This is a genomic window from Nonomuraea sp. NPDC005730 (assembly GCF_040630865.1).
In the GTDB taxonomy this organism is placed as follows: Bacteria; Actinomycetota; Actinomycetes; order Streptosporangiales; family Streptosporangiaceae; genus Nonomuraea.
In genome coordinates this window covers 147,725-168,968 of record NZ_JBEXYK010000006.1, presented here as the reverse complement: position 1 = coordinate 168,968, position 21,244 = coordinate 147,725, and the positions used below count along the sequence as shown (strand labels likewise).

9 protein-coding genes are annotated in these 21,244 nt (G+C 74.4%); 7 read left to right on the top strand and 2 right to left on the bottom strand.

What is annotated here, in order from left to right; translation table 11 throughout:
- The first annotated feature begins 73 nt into the window (after positions 1 to 73).
- Positions 74 to 994 (top strand): nitroreductase/quinone reductase family protein, encoded by a 921-nt coding sequence (locus ABZ444_RS11785; RefSeq protein ID WP_357994910.1) that lies wholly within the window; start codon positions 74 to 76, stop codon positions 992 to 994.
- Between the two features lie 59 nt (positions 995 to 1,053).
- Complete coding sequence (locus tag ABZ444_RS11780) at positions 1,054 to 1,692, top strand: 4'-phosphopantetheinyl transferase superfamily protein (protein WP_357994909.1); 639 nt, start codon at positions 1,054 to 1,056, stop codon at positions 1,690 to 1,692.
- A gap of 2 nt (positions 1,693 to 1,694) precedes the next feature.
- On the opposite strand, the gene ABZ444_RS11775 is transcribed toward ABZ444_RS11780, so the two are convergent.
- Positions 1,695 to 2,978, bottom strand: a complete 1,284-nt coding sequence (locus tag ABZ444_RS11775; protein WP_357994908.1) for a cation:proton antiporter — start codon at positions 2,976 to 2,978, stop codon at positions 1,695 to 1,697.
- Positions 2,979 to 3,114: 136 nt separating this feature from the next.
- Between ABZ444_RS11775 and ABZ444_RS11770 the strand changes: the two genes are divergently transcribed.
- The 4 genes from ABZ444_RS11770 to fabD are packed head-to-tail and all read left to right on the top strand — an operon-like array spanning position 3,115 to position 8,174.
- Complete coding sequence (locus tag ABZ444_RS11770) at positions 3,115 to 3,948, top strand: DUF6039 family protein (protein ID WP_357994907.1); 834 nt, start codon at positions 3,115 to 3,117, stop codon at positions 3,946 to 3,948.
- 3 nt (positions 3,949 to 3,951) lie between these two features.
- Positions 3,952 to 5,169, top strand: coding sequence for a hydroxymethylglutaryl-CoA synthase (locus tag ABZ444_RS11765; protein ID WP_357994906.1), 1,218 nt, complete (start codon positions 3,952 to 3,954; stop codon positions 5,167 to 5,169).
- Positions 5,160 to 5,882 (top strand): enoyl-CoA hydratase-related protein, encoded by a 723-nt coding sequence (locus ABZ444_RS11760; RefSeq protein WP_357994905.1) that lies wholly within the window; start codon positions 5,160 to 5,162, stop codon positions 5,880 to 5,882. The genes ABZ444_RS11765 and ABZ444_RS11760 overlap by 10 nt, the downstream gene beginning before the upstream one ends.
- Before the next feature lie 15 nt (positions 5,883 to 5,897).
- Positions 5,898 to 8,174 carry an ACP S-malonyltransferase gene (fabD, locus tag ABZ444_RS11755; protein ID WP_357994904.1) on the top strand — a complete coding sequence of 759 codons (2,277 nt, stop codon included), beginning with the start codon at positions 5,898 to 5,900 and terminating at the stop codon, positions 8,172 to 8,174.
- On the opposite strand, the gene ABZ444_RS11750 is transcribed toward fabD, so the two are convergent.
- Entirely contained in the window at positions 8,171 to 8,905 is a 735-nt protein-coding gene (locus tag ABZ444_RS11750; RefSeq protein ID WP_357994903.1) for an alpha/beta fold hydrolase, read from the bottom strand. The two genes, fabD and ABZ444_RS11750, sit on opposite strands and share 4 nt — an antisense overlap.
- 98 nt (positions 8,906 to 9,003) lie before the next feature.
- Here ABZ444_RS11750 and ABZ444_RS11745 point away from each other — a divergent pair, with 98 nt between their 5' ends.
- Complete coding sequence (locus ABZ444_RS11745; protein WP_357994902.1) at positions 9,004 to 21,240, top strand: amino acid adenylation domain-containing protein; 12,237 nt, start codon at positions 9,004 to 9,006, stop codon at positions 21,238 to 21,240.
- Positions 21,241 to 21,244 lie beyond the last annotated feature (4 nt).

The following is a 21,244-nucleotide window of genomic DNA, read 5'->3' as shown; positions in this document are numbered from 1 at the left end:
TGCCCAGGCCGTGTAGGATTTGGTTACGCGGATAACTATTATGCAGATAACTAATTTTCGTCAAGGAGCGATCATGGACTTCGCGCAAGCCGACGCCGTCAACCAGGCGATCCGCCTGCTGAGCCTGCGCCACCGCGCCAGGGCCGCCGCGCTGCTGGCCCCGCTGGGCCTGCATCCCGGGCAGGAGGCGCTCCTGCTCGAACTCGCCCGCACCGGGCCGAGGATCCAGGCGCAGCTCAGCGAGGCGCTGGGATGCGAGCCACCCAGCGTGACGCTCATGAGCCGCAAGCTGGAGGCCTCCGGCCACATCCGCCGCACGCCGGCGCCGTCCGACAGGCGGGCCAGCGTGGTCGAGCTCACCGACAGCGGCCGGGCGCTGGCCGAGCAGGTCAAGCGGCTCTGGGTCGACCTGGCCGAGGAGACCGTGGCCGGCCTGCCGGCCGAGACGGTGGCCGGGCTGCCCGCCCTGATCAACACCCTCACCGACAACGTGGACAAACGCCCCGGCCGGCGGCACGGCCCGGCGGAGGCGGCGCGGCGGGCCGGGCAGGCGCCGACCGGCGAGTACGAGCCCAGCGCGGCGGAATGGGTCCGCGAGCACGTCGAGCAGATCATGCGCACCGGCACGACCGACGGCGTCACGATCAAGGACCTGCCCGTCGTGCTGATGACCTACCGGGGCGCGAAGACCGGCAAACTGCGCAGGACGCCGGTCATGCGGGTCGAGCACGAGGGGCGCTACGCGGCCGTCGCGTCCCTGGGCGGCGCCCCGGTCAACCCCCAGTGGTACGCCAGCGTGCTCGCCGAGCCCGTCGTCGAGCTCCAGGACGGCACGGCCACCGGCGTGTACCGGGCGCGCGAGGTGTCGGGGGAGGAGAAGGACGTCTGGTGGCGGCGGGCGGTGGCGGCCTACCCCGACTACGCCGACTACCAGACCAGGACCGAGCGCCGGATCCCGGTCTTCGTCCTCGAACCGCTCGCCGGCGAGAGGTGACGACGGCGGCCTGTGGGTAGACGCAGGGGCACGCGCCGGCCCAGGAGGAGGGACACTCGATGATCGAGACGCTCGTCCCGGACAACGTCGCCGTCTCCACCGCGTACGGCGACCCGCCCGGCGTGCGGCTCTTCCCCGAGGAGCGGCACGCCGTCAGAAAGGCGGTCGCCAAACGCCGGCGCGAGTTCGCCACCGTCCGCCACTGCGCCCGCGAGGCGCTGGCGGCCCTCGGCATCCCGCCCGCGCCCATCGTCCCCGGCCGGCGCGGCGCGCCGCGCTGGCCGGCGGGCGCGGTGGGCAGCATGACGCACTGCGCCGGGTTCCGCGCGGCGGCCGTGGCCGACGCCGGCGACGTGCGCAGCATCGGCATCGACGCCGAACCGCACGAACCCCTCCCCGAAGGCGTCTTCCGCATGGTGGCCAGGCCCGAGGAGGCCGCGATGGTGCGCGAGCTCGGCGCGCTGCGCCCTGGCACCTGCTGGGACCGGCTGCTGTTCAGCGCCAAGGAGTCGGTCTACAAGGCGTGGTTCCCGCTGACCGGCGAGTGGCTGGGGTTCCACGACGGCTCACTCGCCTTCTCCCTCGACGGCCGCTTCCGAGCCAGGCTGCTGCCGCCGGACGCGCCCCTGGCGGAGTTCGCGGGCCGCTGGACGGCCGCCGCCGGGCTGCTGGCCACGGCGATCGTCGTCCCCCGTTAGGGTCAGCCGCGCCGGCCGGGCTCGACGAGCTGCTCGTGCTCGGCCCGGCGCAGGCGTTCCTCGGCGGTGAGCTCGACGCGTCTCATCGCGACGCGCAGGATCGGCGGCGCCATGAGCGAGGTGACGATCGCGACGACGATCACGATCGTGTACATCGCCGTGTCGATGATGCCGATGCGCAGGCCGACCATCGCCACGATCACCTCGATGACGCCGCGCGCGTTCATGCCGGCCCCCAGCGCGAACGCCTCCCAGGCGCCCATCCGGCTCAGCAGCGCCCCCAGGTACGCGCCCAGGAACTTGCCGACGATCGCCACCCCCAGCACGACCCCGGCCGCCGCCAGCACGTCCGGCCTGGCCAGCAGCGTGAGGTCCATGCGCAGGCCGGCCGTCGCGAAGAACAGGGGAGCGAGCACGCTGAGCACGATCGTGCGCAGCGGGACCAGCCACGCGGCGTCGGCGTGGCCGGACCGCCCGATGAGCGCGCCGCAGACGAACGCGCCCAGGATGGCCTCCAGGCCGAGCGCGTGCGTGCCGGCGGCGGCCAGCAGCACCAGCACCACGGCGGTGGCCACGGCCGGGCCCGGCTCGTCCGAGCGGGTGGCCGCCCGCATCGTCCAGCGGACCAGCGGCCGGCCCACCCAGAGCGCGAACGGCACCAGCGCGGCCAGGTAGACCAGCGACAACACGATCTGCCCGGTGCGCACGCCGGTGGTCGCCATGGCCGAGACGACCGAGAGCATGAACCAGCCGAACGCGTCGTCCACCATCCCCGCGGTCAGGCAGAGCTGGCCGACGTCGCGGTGCAGCAGCTTCATGTCCGTCAGCGTCTTGGCGATCACCGGGATGGCGCTGACGCACGTGGCCACGCCCAGGAACAGCGCGAAGACGGTCACGCTGGTGCCCTCGACGAGCAGGGAGGCGGGCAGCAGGAAACCGGTGGCCACGCCGAGCCCCAGCGGCACGACCAGACCGGCGACGCTCACCTTGACGGCCGTCGCGCCGCGCCGGCGGACCAGGCCGAAGTCGAGCTGGATGCCGGTGATGGCGACCAGCAGCAGGACGCCGACCTGGCCCACCGCGTCCAGCAGGTGGAGCTGGGTGAACTTCAGGGCGGGGGCGAGGTGGTTCAGCAACGACGGGCCGAGCAGCACGCCCACGGTCAGCTCGCCGACGATGGCGGGCATGCGCAGGCGCACGGCCAGCCGGCCGAGCAGGACGGCGAGACCGAGGAGCAGGCCCAGCTGCAGCATGAAGACCAGCAGTTCGTGGGCTCCCAGAGGCATGTCAGGCACATGAGAGGCTAGGCCGATCGGGCCGTCGTCCTGCTGCTCAATATTGAGCCCGCCCGCGACGGGCACCCCGGGGGGCCTGCTCAATATTGAGCGGAGGTTCCCGCGCCCGTGGGCGACATTCGGGGGCATGACGAAGCCGGCGCAGTATCAGACCACCTTGCCGCCCGACCAGTTGCTGCACTCGGGCAACGCGGGCCTGATCATCCACCGCGTGGGGATGCTGGAGTACGGCATGGCCCGCGAGGGCCGCGACTTCAGCGTGGACCTGCTCGACTACATGAACCGCGCCCAGGCCGGCGTCGCCACGACCTTCTGCTACGAGGAGGTCTTCGGCGTCCGCGAGCGGCTGCACTGGTTCGTGCACATGAAGTCCCCCGAGAAGTACAGCAAGCTCATCGAGATGGTGGACCACGACGAGGCGTTCCAGCAGATCTCGCTCAAGGACCGGCTGCCCAAGAAGGGCGGCGGCAACTGGGAGAAGATGTTCGTCCACGGCAGTCTCCAGGAGACCGTCATGTGCCCGCAGCACGGGTTCACCGACGACGTGCACGACGTGCCCGGCACGTTCGTGCCGCCCGCGACGCACCAGACCACGCAGCAGGAGCAGCTGAACTCGGCGACCGCCGGGGCGATCGTGCTGCGCACCGCCGACGCGCGCTACGAGCTGCGCGAGGAGGGACGGCAGTTCCTCTACGACTGGTCCCGCTACCTCAACGCCAACCTCGAGGGCCGCGTCACCGCCTTCATCTACGAGCAGACGTGGGGCCGGCAGGACCGCCTGCACGCCCTCATCCACCTGCGCGAGCTGGACGACTACCAGGCCGTGCGGGAGGTGGACCGCGGCGAGGGCATGCGCAAGGAGGTCTACGACGTGGAACGGGTCCCGGAACGGCACGGCGGCGGGCAGTGGGACCGGCTGTTCGTGCCGACCAGCATCCACGACGTCCTGATGGTGCCCTAGGCCATGGCTCTCGGGATCGAGGCGATCAACGCGTACATCGGCAGGGCGTACACGGACGTCCGCGCGCTGTTCGACGCGCGCGGCCTGGACGTGAACCGCTTCGGCAACCTGATGATGGAGCAGCGCTCGGTCAACCTGCCCTGCGAGGACCCGGTCACCAACGCGGTCAACGCCGCCCGGCCGCTGCTGGACCCGCTCGCCCCGGAGGAGAAGGACCGGATCGAGCTGCTGGTCGTGGGCACGGAGTCGGGGCTCGACTTCGGCAAGCCGATCAGCACCTACATCCACCACCATCTCGGGCTGAACCCGGCGTGCCGCTCGTTCGAGGTCAAGCACGCCTGCTACGGCGGGACGGCCGCGCTGCAGTGCGCCGCCGCCGTCGTCGGCGCGAGCCCGATCCCCGGCGTGAAGGCGCTGGCCATCGCCACGGACGCGGCCAGCGGCACCGCCAAGTCCACCTACTGGGAGCCCTCCGAGGGCGCCGGCGCGGTGGCGATGCTGGTCGGCGAGGACGCGCGGGTGCTGCGGCTCGACCCGGGCGCCAGCGGCTACCACACCTTCGAGGTGATGGACACGGCCCGGCCGCGCCACGACACCGACGCGGTCGATCCCGACCTGTCGCTGCTGGCGTACATGCGCTGCGCCGAGGAGTGCTTCGCGGCCTACGGGCGGCGGGTGGCCGGGGCCGACATCGTGGACACCTTCGACTACCTGGCGCTGCACACGCCGTTCGCCGGGATGGTGAAGGGCGCGCACCGGATGTTGCTGCGCAAGCTCAAGGGCATGGGGGCGGAGGAGATCGAGGCCGACTTCGCGGCGCGGGTCGCGCCGTCCCTGGCCTACGGCGTGCGGGTGGGCAACACCTACTCGGCCGCGCTCTACCTGGCGCTGTGCTCGCTCATCGACCACGGCGCGTTCGACGCGCCCAGACGGGCGGGGCTGTTCTCGTACGGGTCGGGCTGCGCGTCGGAGTTCTACAGCGGCGTGATCCCGGCCCAGGGGCGCAGCGGCATCGGCCGGGCGCTGGACGAGCGGCGCGAGATCGGCGTCGCGGAGCTGGACGCGCTGACCGAGCTGAGCGCCGACCGCGCCTTCGGGGTGCGGGACGCGGTGCTGGACCCCAAACCGTACGGCGACCTGTACGAGGACGCCTTCGGCGGTCGCGGCCTGCTGGTGCTGGACCGCATCGCGGACTTCCACCGGGAGTACAGATGGAGCTGACCTCGGCGACCCTGCGGCACCGGCTGCGCAGCCGCACGATCGACGACCGCGCCATCGACGAGCTGGGCGCCGCCCTGGACGAGGCCGAGCGCGCGCCCGGCTGCCGCATCCTGCTGCTGGAGGGCGGCGACGGCGTCTTCTGCACCGGCATGGACCTGGAGGAGGCGGCCGGCAGTGACGTCGCCGACGGCGGCCGGGCGTTCTACGGCCTGCTGCGCCGCTTCACCGAGACGCCCGTGACGGTGGTGGCCCGGGTGGACGGCCGGGTGGCCGGCGGCGGCGTCGGCCTGGCCGCGGCCAGCGACTTCCTCTTCGCCAGCGAGCGCAGCACCTTCAGCCTGCCCGAGGCGCTGTGGGGGCTGCTGCCGTGCTGCGTGCTGCCGTTCCTGATCCGGCGCACGGGCTTCCAGAAGGCGTACGCGATGACGCTGAGCACCCAGCCGGTGAGCGCCGCAGAGGCCGCCGCCTTCCACCTGGTGGACGAGGTGTCGGACGACCCGGAGGCGCTCGTGCGGCGGCTGGCCTACCGGCTGACCAAGCTGGACCGGTCGATCGTCACGGACATGAAGCGCTACTTCCGCGAGCTGTGGATCCTGTCGGACGAGACCGAGCAGGTGGCGGTCAAGGAGTTCGGCCGGCTCATGTCCAGCCCCGAGGTGCGCCGCAGGCTCGTCGACTACGCGACCGAGAAGAGATTCCCCTGGGAACGCTAGAGAGGAACGCGCCTGATGTCCGTCGTGTGGGTTTTCCCCGGGCAGGGGTCGCAGCGCAAGGGCATGGGCGCGGGCGTCCTGGAGCGGTACCCCGACCTGTGCGCCCGCGCCGACGAGATCCTCGGCTACTCCGTCGCCGAGCTGTGCGACGACCCCAAGCGGCTGCGTGAGACCCGCTACGTGCAGCCCGCCCTGTTCACCGTCAACGCGCTGAGCTTCCTCGCCCGGCAGGACGAGGGCGGCCGGCCGGACTACCTGGCCGGGCACAGCCTGGGCGAGTACGCGGCGCTGTTCGCGGCCGGCTGCTTCGACTTCGAGACCGCGCTCGGCCTGGTCAAGCGGCGCGGCGAGCTGATGTCCGAGGCGGGCGGCGGCGCCATGGCGGCGGTGCTCGGCGCCGACCGGGAACGGCTGGAGGAGCTGGTGGCGGGCACCGGCGTCGACATCGCCAACTACAACTCCCCGGAACAGGTCGTCCTGGCCGGGCCGAAGGACGAGCTGGACGCGCTCAGCCGCGGCGGCCCCGGCAAGTGGGTGCCGCTGAGCGTGAGCGTGCCCTCGCACTCGCGCTACATGGAACCGGCCGCCGACGCCTTCGCCGAGGTGCTGGACGGCGTCCGCATCGAGGAGCCGCGGGTGCCCGTCATCTCCAACGTGACCGGACGCCCCTACCGGGCCGGCGAGGCGGCCGAGCTGCTGCGCCGCCAGGTCTGCAACCCGGTGCGGTGGGTGGACGGCCTGCGCTACCTGATGGACCAGGGTGTGTCCGAGCTGGCGGAGATCGGCCCCGGCGACGTGCTCACCAAGCTGTGGACGGTCACCCGCCGCCACCCGCCCGAGCCCCCCGCCGCCCGGGAACCGGCCGAGACGCCCGCCGTCCGCGAGCCGGTCGAGGCGCCCGCCGGCCAGGATCCGGTCGAGGCGCCCGCCGTCCGGGAGGCCGGGATCGTGCTCGGCTCGGCCGAGTTCCGCGCCGACTACCGCGTCCGCCACGCCTACCTGGCCGGGTCGATGTTCAAGGGCATCGCCTCGCCCGAGCTCGTGATCAGGATGGGCCGGGCCGGGCTGATGGGCTTTCTCGGCGCGGGCGGCCTCACCCTGGACCAGATCGCCGACGCGCTGGACACCGTCCAGTCCGCCCTCGGCCCGGACGGCGCCTACGGCGTGAACCTGCTCCACGGCTTCGACGAGGAGGGCCTGGAGCGCGAGACGGTCGACCTGCTGCTCCGCCGCGACGTCCGCCACGTCGAGGCCGCCGCCTACCCGCACGTCACCGCGCCCCTCGTGCGCTACCGCTGCAGCGGCGCGCACCGCGACCCGGCCGGGCGGCCGGTCGCCGTCCGGCACGTGGTGGCCAAGGTCTCCAGGCCCGAGGTCGCCGCCGCCTTCATGCGGCCCGCCCCGCAGGCCGTCCTGGACCGGCTCGTCCGGGAGGGGGCGCTGACCGCGGCCGAGGCGGAGGTCGCCGCGGAGCTGCCGGTCAGCGCGGACGTCTGCGTCGAGGCCGACTCGGCCGGGCACACCGACGGGCGCTCGCCGTACGCGCTGATGCCGGCGATCCTGCGGCTGCGCGACGAGGAGATGGCCGCCCACGGCTACGCCCGGCGCATCAGGGTCGGCGCGTCCGGCGGCATCGGCGCCCCGGAGGCGGCCGCCGCCGCGTTCGTGCTCGGCGCCGACTTCATCGTCACCGGCAGCGTCAACCAGTGCACCCCTGAGGCCGGGACGTCCGACGCCGTCAAGGACCTGCTCGCCGGGCTCGACGTGCAGGACACCGCCTACGCCCCGGCCGGCGACATGTTCGAGATGGGCGCCCAGGTGCAGGTCGCCAGGAAGGGCACGCTGTTCCCGGCGCGCGCCAACAAGCTCTACCAGCTCTACCGCCAGTACGGCTCGCTGGAGGAGATCGACGAGCGGACCAGGCGGACGATCCAGGACAAGTTCTTCCGCCGCTCCTTCGAGGAGGTGTGGGAGGAGACGCGGGCGTTCCTGGCCGCGCGCCGGCCGGCCGAGCTGGCCCGCGCCGAGCGCGACCCCAAGCACCGGATGGCGCTCGTCTTCCGCTGGTACTTCGTGCACACGATCAGGCTGGCGCTGCGCGGCGAGGCCGGGCGGCAGGTGGACTACCAGGTCCACTGCGGGCCGGCGATGGGCGCGTTCAACCGGTGGGTGGCGGGCACGGAGCTGGCCGACTGGCGGGCCAGGCACGTGGACGTCATCGCCGACCGGCTGATGGAGGCCGCCGCCGGGCTGCTCGAAGCCCGGCTGCGCGACCTGTCCAAGGACGGTTAGACGTTGAGCAGATGGCGGTTCAGGTCCTCCTGGACCGCCGTCAGCACCTCGGGCCGCGGGCCCTTGAGGTAGAAGTGGTCGCCGCCGAACACGCGCAGCGTGAAACCGCCGCCGGTGGCGTCGGCCCAGGCGCTGATCTCGTCCGGGTCGACCTCCGGGTCGGCGTCGCCGGTCAGCGCCGAGATCGGGCAGTCCGGACGCGGGCCGGGCAGCGGCGTGTACGACTCGTTCAGCTCGAAGTCGGCGCGCAGGCCCGGCAGGAACACCTCCAGCAGGCTGCGCTGGTCCATCACCTCCGACGGCGTGCCGTTCAGCTTGCCCATCTCGCTCAGCAGCTCGTCCTCCGACAGGTCGCTGAAGCGGCGGCGGCGGGTCGGCAGGTGCGGCGCGCGGCGTCCGGACACGAACAGCACCGCGGGCGGGAAGCGGCGGGCCGTCTCCCAGGCCACCACGGCCCCCATGCTGTGCCCGAACAGCGCGAACGGCCGGTCGGTGTACGGCTCGATGGCCTCCGACAGCGGCCCCACGAGCTGCTCCATGCGGTTGTAGGGCCGCTCGCGCAGGCGTGACTCGCGCCCCGGCAGCACCACCGGGCAGACGTCGACGTCCGGCGACAGGTGGTCGTCCCATTTGCGGAACAGCGCCGACCCGCCTCCCGCGTGCGCGAAGCAGAACAGTCTGATGCGGGCGTCGGGTCTGGGCTCGCCGCCCGCTATCCAGGAACCAGGCATGGTCAGAAAGCTACGGCCGATCGCCTTGCGCTGCCTGCTCAGTCTTGAGCAGGCAGCGCGCGCCGTCCTCACTAGCGTCGCAGTGAGGGAGGAGGCCCATGGAGCACGACGAGCGCGTGACGGAGACGGTCATCCGCCTGCTGGCCGAGGTGCTGCCCGGCGGTGCGGAGCTGACCCCCGACGCTTCACTCAAGGACAGCGGACTCGACTCGATCTCCGCGGTACGGGTGTGGTTCGAGATCCAGCGGGAGTTCTCGCTGGACTTCCCCGTCGAGCGGCTGGGGGGCTGCGCGACGCCGGCCGAGCTGGCCGAGCTGATCGCCGAGCTGGCCGGGACGGCGGACCACGAGACCCCCGCGACCGGGGCGGCGATGAGCCCGGCCCCCGGCGAGCGGCACGAGCCGTTCCCCCTGACGCCCCTGCAGCAGGCGTACGTCATGGGCGCGGACGAGGACGCCACCCCCGACCCGGTCGGCTGCCAGGTGTACCGCGAGTTCGAGGTGCCCGGCGTGGACCCCGCCCGCCTGCGCGCGGCCTGGCAGCGCGTCGTCGACCACCACGACGCCCTGCGCCTGGAGCTGGGCGAGGACGGCACCCAGCGGATCCTGGAGCGGGCCCTCTCCTGGGACCTGCCGGTGGACGAGCCCGGCGCCCGCGAGCGCCTCGCGCACCGGCGTTACGAGCCCGGCGTCTGGCCGCCGTTCGCCGTCGAGGTCACCACGCCCGGGACCGTGCACTTCGGCATCGACGCGAGCGTGACCGACGGCCGCGGGCTCGACGTGCTGCTGCGCGACTGGTGGCACTGCTACCGCGACCCCGGCCACGTGCTGGAGGACAGCGACCTGTCCGTCCGCGACTGCCTGCTGGCGCTGGACGCCCAGCGGCGCGGCCCCCGCCACCAGGAGGACCTGGACTACTGGCGGGAGCGCCTGGCCGACCTGCCGCCCGGCCCCGCCGCCGGCGTGCCGGACGGGTCGCCGCGCTCCGCGCTGACCGGCTCGCTGACCGCCGCCCAGTGGGGCGCCCTGCGCGCCAGGGCCGCCGAGCTGGACGTCTCGCCGACCGCTCTGGTGCTGACCCTGTTCGCCGAGACGGTCGGCAGGGGGCAGGACTGCTCCCTGGCCGTGACCACGACCGGCCGGGCCTGGCTGCCGCGCGAGGTGGACGAGGTGGTCGGGCCGTTCACCGGCACCGCCGTGTTCGCCGCCGAGAGCACGCTCGGCGAGCCGCTGCCGGAGGCGGTCCAGGAGGTGCACCGGCGGCTGTGGCGCGACCTCGGCCACGCGGGCGTCCCCGGCGTGACCGTCATGCGGGAGCTGCGCGAGCGCACGGCGCTGCCCGTCGTCTTCACCAGCCTGCTGGACGCCCGGCCCGACGAGGCCGTGCCGCCGGTGACGTACGCGCTGAGCCAGACCTCCGGTGTCGCGCTCGACCACCAGATGTGGGAGCACGACGGCGAGCTGCGGGTGCGCTGGGACCTGGTGCCCGGGTGCTTCGAGCCCGGCGAGCCGGAGACCCTGTTCGCCCGCTTCACCAACGCGCTGCGCGCCCTGGCCGCCGACACCGGCGAGGAGGAGATCCGGCCGCTCAACGAGCTGCAGAAGGCGTACTACGTGGCCCGCGCGGGCGGCTCGCACCCGTACGACGGCTGCCAGGTCCACCACAGCTTCCACGTCCGCGACCTGGACCGGGACCGGCTCGAACGGGCCTGGCTGCGCCTGGTGGCCGCGCACGACGCGCTGCGCTCGGAGGTCACCCACGACGGGACGCTGCGGGTCAGGCCGCACGCGCCGGAGAACTGGAGCATCCCCGAGACCCCCGGCGTCGAGGCCGAGGAGATGGCCGGGCGGGCGTTCCCGCTGGGCCGCTGGCCGCACTGGGAGCTGCGGGTCAGCGGTGAGACGGTGCACGCGGCCGTCGACCTCGCCGTGCTGGACGGCCGGAGCATCCACATCGTGCTGCGCGAGCTGTTCAGGCTGTACGCCGACCCGTCCGCCGAGCCGCGCCCGGCCGCCGAGGCGCCGGGCGCCCTTGAGCGCCCGCACGAAGGGGGCTACTGGAACGAGCGGTTCCGCGACCTGCCGCCGGGCCCCGAGGTGGCCACCACGCCCGCGCGCCGCGTCCGGCTGAGCGGCAGCGTCGCCGCGGTGTCCGACGAGACCGTCTTCGCCGCCCTGGCCGGCGCGCTGCGCCGGCGCTTCGCCGATCCGTTCAGCGTGTCCGTGGTGCGCTGGACCGGCGAGTCCGAGCCGCGGCGCCCCGGCGAGCACACCGCCCTGAGCTGGGTCACCGACGAGGAGTCCTACCCGGACCGGATCGCCGCCGACGCCGCCAACGGCGCCCTGACCGGCCTGGCCACGCTGCGCGGCCACGTCATGAAGGAACGCCGCCGCCGCGCCTACGCCTTCCCCGTCGTCTACACCAGCACCCTCGACCTGACCGAGCACCCCCTGCCGGACGGCGTCGAGGCCGGGCCCTGGATGACCTACACCCCGGACGTCGCGCTCGACTGCATCGTCATCAGGGAGGGCGACCGGCTGCACTACCACTGGGACGCGCTGGAGCCGGAGTTCCCCGACCTCGCCGAGCTGTTCGCGGCCTTCGAGGACCGGCTGCGCCCCGCGCACCGGCTGTTCGAGCGGCAGGCCGCCGCCGATCCCGACGCGGTCGCGCTGCGGCACGCCGGCGGCACCATGACATACGGGGAGCTGAACCGGCGCGCCAACGCCGTCGCCTGGCGGCTGAAGGAGCTGGACGTGGGGCCGGGGACGGTGGTCGCCGTGCGCCTGTGCCGTGGGCCCGACATGGTGGCCGCCGTCCTCGGGATACACAAGGCGGGCGGCGCCTACCTGCCGGTGGAGCCGTCCCTGCCCGATGAGCGGGCCGCCGTCATGCTGGACGACGCCGCCGCCGGGATCGTGCTCACCTGCGCGCAGACGCCCGGCTGGGCCGTGCCCGAGGGCGTGCGCGCCGTCGAGCTGGACGCCGGCGGCGGCGACGACCGCGGCGACCCGCCCCTCGCCGGGACCGTGGACGACCTCGCGTACGTGATCTTCACCTCGGGCAGCACCGGCAAGCCCAAGGGCGTCGAGGTCAGCCACCGGCCGCTGCTCAACCTGCTCGACTGGTGCTACCGCACCTTCGACTTCGACGCCTCCGACGTCGGGCTCTGCGTCACCTCGCTCGGCTTCGACCTGTCGGTGTTCGACATCTTCGGCCTGCTCGGCCGGGGCGCCTCGCTCTACATCGCCGACGAGGGCCAGCAGCGCGACCCCGAGCTGCTGCTGGACGTGCTCATCGACGAGCCGATCACGTTCTGGAACTCCGCGCCCACCACGCTCAACCAGCTCGCCCCGCTGCTCGCCGAGCGGCAGGGCGAGGAGGGCACCGGCGACCTGCGGCTGGTCTTCCTCAGCGGCGACTACACGCCGCTGCCGCTGCCGGACACCGTGCGCGCGACCTTCCCGCGGGCGCGGGTGGTCAGCCTGGGCGGCGCCACCGAGGCCACCGTCTGGTCGAACTGGTTCGAGGTGGGCGAGGTCGACCCGTCGTGGCGGAGCATCCCCTACGGGCGGCCGATCGACGACGCCGTCTACTACATCCTCGACGAGGACCGGCGGCCCTGCCCCGAGGGTGAGGAGGGCGACCTGTTCATCGGCGGCAGGTGCCTGAGCCTCGGCTACCGCAACCAGCCCGAGCTGACCGCCGAGCGGTTCGTGCCGGACCCGTTCGCGGGCGGGCGCATGTACCTGACCGGTGACCGGGCCGCGCTGCTGCCCGACGGGAACATCACGTTCCTCGGGCGGGCCGACAACCAGGTGAAGATCCGCGGGTTCCGGGTGGAGCTGGGCGAGATCGAGCACCGGCTGCGGCAACATCCGGACGTGCGGGACGTCGTCGTCCTGGCCCGCGACGACCGGTCGGGGGAGCGGAAGCTGGTCGCGTACGTGATGGCCGAGGGCGCGGAGCCGGACGTCGGGGAGCTGCGGGCGCACGCGGCCGGGACGTTGCCGGCGTACATGGTGCCCAACCACGTGGCGTTCGTCAGCACGTTCCCGGCCACCTCCAACGGCAAGCTGGACCGGGACGCCCTCCCCTGGCCGCTCGCCGACCGCGCCCCCGAGCCGGAACCCGAGCCCGAGCCGGAACCCGAGCCCGAGCCGGAACCCGAGCCCGAGCCCGAGGTGGCGGGACAGACGGTGACGGAGATCGCCGAGCTGTTCGCCGAGCTGATCGGTGTCGAGGAGGTCGATCCCGGCCAGGACCTCTGGGACCAGGGCGTCACCTCCTTCACCATGGTCCAGGTCTCCAAGGCGCTGCGGAAGCGGTACGGCAGGCGCGTGCCGGTGGCGCTGCTGCTGGAGAACCCGACCGTCACCGGCATCGCCACCGTCGTCGGCGCCCCCACCGACAAACCCGCGACGAACAAGCCTTCCACGACCAAGCCCGCGACGAAGAAGCCCTCCACGGACAAGCCCTCCACGGACAAGCCCGCCGCGAAGAAGCCCTCCACGGACAAGCCCGCCGAGCAGCCCGTGCGGGCCGACGTCGAGGCGGACGGGCCGGGGGAGGTCGACTTCTTCTCGCCCGAGGACCGGGAGGCGTTCAAGGCGGGCCAGTGGAACCTGCGCCCGCTGGAGCCGGACGCCAGCCTCATCCGCCTCGACCGCCTGGACGTGCCCGAGGAGCACTTCGCCTGGCGGGCCAGCGTGCGTGACTTCGCGCCCGGCTCGCTGCCGTACCGGTCGTTGTGCCGGCTGCTCGGGCTGCTGCGCGAACGGCGGCTCGGCGACCGCGCGCGCCACCTGTACCCGTCGGCCGGGGACACCTACGCCGTGCAGGCGTACCTGCACGTCACCAAGGGCGCGATCGGCGGCGTCGCCGAGGGGATCTACTACTACAACCCGGTCGAGCACGCCCTCCAGCTCGTGAACGGGCGCCCCGAGCTCGACCGTACGGCCCACTTCGTCTACAACCGCGACCTGTACGACCGCGCCGGCTTCAGCCTCTACCTCATCGGCCAGACCAAGGGCATCGAACCCCTGTACGGCGAGCAGAGCCTGCGCTACCTGACCCTGGAGGCGGGCTACCTCGGCCAGCTGCTGATGACCGGCCAGGCGGCCTGCGGCATCGGGCTCTGTCCCATCGGCGAGGTCGCCTTCGACCAGATGCGCGACCAGTTCGACCTGGACGACGGCCACCGCTTCCTCCAGGCGTTCCTGGGCGGCCCCGCCGAGTACGCGACCGGCGACGCCGCCCCCGTGTTCGCCACTCCCGTGCTCTCCACCCCGGAGACGGAACCGGCCCGCCGCGCCGAGCCCGCCCGGCGCGGCGAGCCGGCGCCCGAGGACCGGGCGGCCGGGCTCGCCGTGATCGGCATGGCCGGCCGCTACCCCGGCGCCGACGACCTGGACGGCTTCTGGCGCAACCTCAGCACCGGCACCCGCAGCCTGGGCCCGAGCCCCAGGGGCGAGCGTCCGGGCGGCTACCTGGAGCACATCGACCGCTTCGACAGCCTGCTCTTCCACGTCTCGCCGAAGGAGGCCGCGACGCTCGACCCGCAGCTCCGGCTGCTGCTGCACAGCGTCTGGGAGTGCCTGGAGCACGCCGGTCACACCCCCGGCTCGCTGCACGCGACCGCCCCCAGGGTGGGCGTCTTCGTCGGCTCGATGTGGCACGACTACCAGCACGCGGGGGCCGCCGCCTGGCGTGCGGGCGGCCCGGCCGTGGTCTCGGCGACCGCGTCCGACATGGTCAACCGCGTCTCGTACTTCTTCGGCTTCACCGGGCCGAGCATCGCGGTGGACACGTCGTGCTCGTCCACGCTGACCGCCCTGCACCTGGCCGCCCAGGCCATTCGTACGGGCGACTGCGACGCGGCCGTGGTCGCGGGCGTCAACCTGCTCGCCGACCCCTACCACGCCGGGCTGCTGGCCGGGCTTGGCCTGCTGGCCGAGGAGGCCGGCGCCGCCGCCTTCGACGCCGACCGGCCCGGCTGGACGGTCGGCGAGGGCGTCGGCTCCTTCCTGCTGCGGCCCGTCGCGGACGCCGTCCGGGCGGGGGACGCCGTCCACGGCGTGGTCGAGGCCACCTGGGTCGCGCACACCGGGCGTACCGGGCGGTTCACCGCGCCGAGCGCCGACGCCATGGCGGCGTCCATGCGCCGCGCCCTTGAGCGGGCCGGCGCCGGGCCCGGCGACGTCTCCTACGTCGAGTGCGCGGCGGCCGGAGCGGCCCTGGCCGACGCGGCCGAGGCCGAGGCGCTGGCCGAGGTCTTCGGCGAGCGGTCCGAGCCCGTCGCGGCGGGCACGCTCAAGCCGAACATCGGCCATCTCGAAGCCGCGTCCGGCGCCTCCCAGCTCGCCAAGGTGCTGCTGCAACTGCGGCACGGACGGCTGGCGCCCACTCTCCTCGCCGACCCGCCCACCGACGCGGTCGCCGTGCCGGAGCAGCCGGAGCCGTGGACCGGCGAGCGGCGGGCGCTGATCAACGCCTTCGGGGCGACCGGCACGCACGCCCACGCCGTCGTCCGCGCGCCCCTTCCCGAGGAGACCCCGGGCAGCGCGGCCGAGGACGGCCAGGAACACGCCGTCCTGGTCTCCGCCGCGACCCGGGAGCGGCTGGTGACCGCCGCCCGCCGCCTGGCCGAGACCGGGGAGCGGGACGTGCGCCGGATCGCCTGCACCACCCAGACCGGGCGTGCCGCCCTCGCGCACCGGCTCGCCGTCCTCTGCCGTGACGCGGCCGGGCTGCGGGAGGGGCTGGAGGCGTTCGCGGCGGGCAGGACGCACCCGTCCGTGCTCGCCGGGCGCTCCGGCGGAGGCGCCGGCCCGGCGGGCACGGAGGCCGAGGCGGCGGCCGCCTGGGTGGCCGGGCAGGACGTCGACTGGGCACGGTTCTGGCCGGAGCCGCCCGGACGCGTCGCGCTGCCCGCCTACCCGTTCGAGGCCGAGCCGTACTGGATCGAACGGGCGGAGCCGGTCGCGGCCCGGGCCGCCGCCGGGGACATGGAGGAGTACCTCAAGGGCGTCTACGCCGAGGTCTCGGGCATCGACGCCGACCGGCTGGGGACGCGGGTGCCGCTGGAGCAGTACGGGCTGACGTCGTCCCAGATCGTCGAGCTCAACGCGCGGCTGGAGCGGGACCTGGGCGAGCGGTCGCGCACGCTCTTCTTCGAGCACAAGGACCTGGCCGGGGTCGCCGCCGCGCTGTCCGCCAGAACCCCCGCCCCGCCCCCGACGGACCGACCGGATCGGACCGATCGGACCGATCGGACCGAACCGCGAACCGCCGGGACGGACGGTCCCGGCGGCGGCGCCGACGACGACGCGATCGCCGTCATCGGGATCGCCGGGCGTTACCCCGACGCCCCCGACCTGGGCACGTTCTGGGAGAACCTGGCCGCCGGGCGGCACTCGCTCTCCCGCGTCCCCGCCGACAGGACCCGCGACGGCTGGCCCGTGGACCTCATGTGGGGCGGCTTCCTCGACGGCGTCACCGACTTCGACCCGCTGCTGTTCGGCATCACCCCGCGCGACGCGGCCCTCATGGACCCGCAGGAGCGCGTCTTCCTGGAGGTCACCTGGGAGGCCCTGGAGGACGCGGGCTACCCGCGCACCCGCCTGCGCGACCGGCACGGTTCGAACGTCGCCGTCTACGCGGGCGTGATGTACAACGAGTACCCCTTCTTCGGCGTCGAGCAGAGCCTGCGCGGCACGCCCCAGGACACCGGCGCGACCCTCGGCGGCGTGGCCAACCGCGTCTCCTACCACCTGGACCTCAAGGGGCCCAGCATGTCGGTCGACACGATGTGCTCGTCGTCGCTGGCCGCGCTGCACCTCGCGGTCCGGTCGCTGCGCCAGGGGGAGTGCGAGCTGGCGATCGCCGGCGGCGTCAACCTCAACCTGCACCCGAACAAGTTCGTCCAGCACGCCCGCATGCGGCTCACCGCCGGCGACCGGCGCTGCCACAGCTTCGGGGCCGGCGGCGACGGCTTCGTGCCCGCCGAGGGCGCCGGGGTCGTCCTGCTCAAGCCGCTGTCCAGGGCCAAGGAGGACGGCGACCGCATCCACGCCGTGATCAGGGGCACCGCCGTCGTGCACTCGGGCCGGACGAACGGCTGGGTGGTGCCGAGCCCCGTCGAGGAGGGCGAGCTCGTCGCCCGCGCGCTCGCCGACGCGGGCGTGGACCCCGCCGGCATCGGCTACCTGGAGTGCCACGGCGCGGGCACCGCGCTCGGCGACCCCATCGAGATCAACGCCCTCATGCGGGTGTTCGGGCCGGCGGGTGCCGCGCCGGGCAGCATCCCGATCGGGTCGGTCAAGTCCAACCTCGGGCACGTCGAGTCGGGCGCCGGCATCGCCGGGCTCACCAAGGTCGTGCTCCAGCTCCGGCACCGGCGGCTCGTGCCCTCCCTGCACGCCGACGAGCTCAACCCGGACATCGCCTGGGACGAGATCCCCTTCCGCGTGCAGCGCGAGGCGGCCGACTGGCCCGATGGGCCCGGCGGCGCGCCCCGGCGGGCGGGCCTCAGCTCGTTCGGCGCCGGCGGGACGATCGCGCACGCGGTGATCGAGGAGGCCCCGCCCGCCCCGCCCGCCACTCCCGACGCCGGACCGCAGCTGATCGTGCTGTCGGCCCACGACGAGCGGCGGCTGCGCGCCATGGCGGGCCGGCTGGCCGGCCACCTGCGCGCGACGCCCGAGAACCTCGCCGACGTCGCCCACACCCTCCGGACCGGACGGGAACCGCTGCGCGAACGGCTCGCCCTGGTCGTCGCGGACGTGGCGGAGCTGTGCGAACGGCTGGAGCGGTTCGCCCGGTCGGAGCCCGCCGACGTGCTGCGCGGCCGGACACGTCCCGGCGCCCCGCCGTCCGGGCGGCCCGGCGACCAGCTGTCCGGACGGTCCGGCGACCTGCTGGAGCTGGGACGGCACTGGGTGGACGGCGGCCACGTGGACTGGACGCCGCCGCCGGGCGCGCGGCTGGTGGGGCTGCCGTCGTACCCGTTCGACCGGATGCGGTGCTGGCCGTTCGAACCCGCCTCCGGCGACCGGGAACCGGCCGCCCCCGAGACGCCGCTCTTCGAACGGACCTGGACGCCGTCCGGGCAGCCCGCCCACGACCCCGGGACGCTCGGCGACGGGACCGTGGTGTGCCTGTTCGACGCCGCCTCGGAGGAGCTGGCGCGCTCGCTCGGCGACCAGGTCGTGCCCGTCCGAGCGGGCGAGCCCGTCCCCGAGGAGTTCACCGGCTGGATCGACCTGCGCGACCTGGGCGAGGCCGACCCGGGGGGCGAGCTGGACCGGCTCGCCGTCCTGCGGGACGCCCTGGCCCGGCGCCGCCCGCTCCGGATCCTGCACGTCACCAGCGGCCTGCTGGACCTCGAAGGCGCCTCGCCGAGCCTGGCGGGGGCGCGGATGGCGGGGTTCGTCCGGATGCTCGCCGCCGAGTACCCGGCGGTCACCGCCACGGTGCTGGACAGCGACCGGCCCACGGCCGCGCAGATCCGCGCCGAGTGGGCGGCCGCGGAGCCGTACGGGGAGGTCTGTTACCGCGACGGCGAGCGGTTCCGTCCTGATCTGCGGGAGTTGTCCGCGCGGTACGCCGAGCCGGAGCTCGATCCCGCGGCCGTCTACGTCGTGAGCGGCGGCACCAGGGGGCTTGGGGCGCTGGTGGCCCGCCACCTGGCCGATCGAGGCGCGCGCCGGCTCGCCCTGCTCGGCGTGCGCCCGCTGCCGCCGCGCGAGCAGTGGGACGGCTCCGGCGAGGAGGCCGTCGCCACCGTCCTCGACCTGGAACGCGCGGGCGCCCGGGTGGTCGTGCACACCGGGCCGCCGTCCGGGGTGGCCGCCTTCCTGGACGGCGTGCGGCGCGAGCTGGGCCCGATCGGCGGCGTCGTCCACTGCGCGGGACGTTCCAGCCAGGGCCGTCCGTCGCTGGCCCACAAGTCCGAGGACGACCTGCGGGCCGTGCTCACGCCCAAGGCCGACCTCCTGGAGGCGCTGGACGAGGCGTGCGCCGGGGACCGTCCGGCCTTCTTCGTCACCTTCTCCTCCGTGTGCGCCGCCGTGCCCGCGCTGGCCGCCGGGGTGGCCGACTACGCGGCCGCCAACGCCTTCCTCGACTACTGCACCGGGGTCAGGCGGCGGTCCGGGCGGACCGAGTTCCGGTCGGTCGACTGGCCGCAGTGGCGGGAGTCCGGCGGGGCGCGCGGGAAGCCGAACGTCGGCGAGGCCGTCGGTCTGGCGTCCCTCGGCGACCGGGACGGGCTGCGGGTGCTGGACCGGGTGATCGGCCTGCCGCGCGGCGCGACCGTGCTGCCGTGCCCGCCGTCCGGCGCGTCCGTGGACGTCCCGGCGCTGATCCGGCTCCCCGAACGGGCGGACCACAGCCCGCCCCCCGCCCACCCGGCCCCCGCCCACCCGGCCCCCGCCCACCCGGCTCCCGAGCCGGCGCGGGCCGACGGGCCCGACTGGCTGGCCGTGCTGTTCTCGGAGACGATCGGCATCCCCGTGGACGCGCTGGACCCGACGGCGGAGTTCGGGGACCTCGGCGTCGAGTCGGTGATGCTGGCCGAGCTGGTGCAGCGCATCGAGGAACGGCTCGGGGAGAGCCTGGAACCGTCGCTGCTGCTCGACTACCCCACCCTGGAGCAACTCCGCGACCGCCTGGGCCACCCCGAGCCGGCTGCCGACCATGTGGACGCCCCCGAGCCGGGCGTCAGCCGTCCGGCCGCCACCGAGCCGACCGCCGATCGTCCGGACGTCCCCGAGCCGGGCGCGCGGGGGGAGGGCCGGGAGACCGCGCAGGGCGGCGCCCCCGTGCCTGCCCTTCCGGGTGCCGCCGAGGATCGCAGGATCGCGATCATCGGCATGGCCTGCCGGTTCCCCGGCGCGCCCGACGTGGCCGCGTTCTGGCGGAACCTCACCGAGGGCCGGTGCGACGTGCGCGAGGTGCCCGCCTCCCGCTGGGACCACCGCGAGCTCTACTCGCCCGAACCCGCCCTCGGCCGCAGCATCAGCAAGTGGGGCGGCTTCGTCGACGGCATCGAGGACTTCGACAACGACTACTTCGACCTGGGCGAGGACGAGGCCCGCGCCCTCGACCCGGCCATCCGCATGTTCCTGGAGTGCTGCGCGGCCTGCCTGGCCGACGCCGGATACGACCCCGCCGAGCTGCGCGGACGCCGGGCCGGCGTGTTCGCCGGAGCCCGCATGTCCGACTACGGGCGCCGGGTCGGCATCCGGCCGGGCGGGCTGGCCTCCGACCAGAACTTCATCGCGGCCAGGGTCGCCCACCACTTCGATCTGCGCGGCCCCAACCTCGTCGTGGACAGCGCCTGCTCCTCCTCGCTGGTCGGCGTGCAGCTCGCCGCGCAGAGCCTGCTCGCCGGGGAGGCCGAGGTCGCCCTGGCGGGCGGGGTGGAGGTGCTCCTGGACGAGAACGACTACCTCCAGCTCAGCGCGGCCAAGGCACTGTCGCCCACCGGACGGTGTCACACGTTCGACGAGCGCGCCGACGGGTTCGTGCCGGGGGAGGGGTGCGGGGTCGTCCTGCTCAAGCCGCTGCGCGCGGCGCTGGCCGACGGCGACCGGGTGCACGCGGTCATCGAGGCGGTCGCGGTGAACAACGACGGCCGCACCATGGGCGTCACCACGCCCAACCCCGAGGCCCAGGCGGACGTGGTCCGCCGGGCCCTGGCGGCGGCCGGCCGCACGCCCGCGGAGATCGGCCTGATCGAGGCGCACGGCACCGGCACGCTGATCGGCGACCCCATCGAGCTGCGCGCCCTGACGCGGGTGTTCGCCGAGGGCGGCGGCGACCCGGGAACGTGCGCGATCGGCAGCGTAAAGAGCAACATCGGCCACACGCTCAGCGCGGCCGGGGTCGCCGGGTTGATCAAGGCGGCGCTGGCCGTCGAGCACGGCCGGATCCCGCCGACGTTGTCCTGCGAGCGGCCCAACCCGCGCTTCGACTTCGCCGCCTCGCCCTTCGAGCCCGCCACCGAGCCGCGGGACTGGCCCTCGCCCAGGGTCGCGGGCGTGAGCTCGTTCGGGCTCGGCGGCACCAACGCGCACCTCGTGCTGAGCGAGCCGGACCCGCGGACGCGCGTGCGGCCCGAACGCGAGCCCGCTCCCGCGCCGGTCTTCCGGCGCAGGCGACTGTGGCTGGAGCGCGACCCGGTCCCGGCCCGCGACCCGGCCCGCGACCCGGCCCGCGACCCGGCCCGCGACCCGGCGCCGGCCGGCGCCTCCGGCCCCGGTCCCGATCCCGGCCCGCCGGACGACGCCAGCTCGCTGCTCGACCTGAACATCACCACGGGGAGGCGCTGACTCC

Coding starts and splice junctions, on each gene's coding strand:
- fabD (WP_357994904.1), top strand. CDS start 5,898: ATGTCCGTCGTGTGGGTTTTCCCCGGGCAGGGGTCGCAGCGCAAGGGC.
- ABZ444_RS11775 (WP_357994908.1), bottom strand. CDS start 2,978: ATGCCTCTGGGAGCCCACGAACTGCTGGTCTTCATGCTGCAGCTGGGC.
- ABZ444_RS11770 (WP_357994907.1), top strand. CDS start 3,115: ATGACGAAGCCGGCGCAGTATCAGACCACCTTGCCGCCCGACCAGTTG.
- ABZ444_RS11760 (WP_357994905.1), top strand. CDS start 5,160: ATGGAGCTGACCTCGGCGACCCTGCGGCACCGGCTGCGCAGCCGCACG.
- ABZ444_RS11750 (WP_357994903.1), bottom strand. CDS start 8,905: ATGCCTGGTTCCTGGATAGCGGGCGGCGAGCCCAGACCCGACGCCCGC.
- ABZ444_RS11765 (WP_357994906.1), top strand. CDS start 3,952: ATGGCTCTCGGGATCGAGGCGATCAACGCGTACATCGGCAGGGCGTAC.
- ABZ444_RS11745 (WP_357994902.1), top strand. CDS start 9,004: ATGGAGCACGACGAGCGCGTGACGGAGACGGTCATCCGCCTGCTGGCC.
- ABZ444_RS11780 (WP_357994909.1), top strand. CDS start 1,054: ATGATCGAGACGCTCGTCCCGGACAACGTCGCCGTCTCCACCGCGTAC.
- ABZ444_RS11785 (WP_357994910.1), top strand. CDS start 74: ATGGACTTCGCGCAAGCCGACGCCGTCAACCAGGCGATCCGCCTGCTG.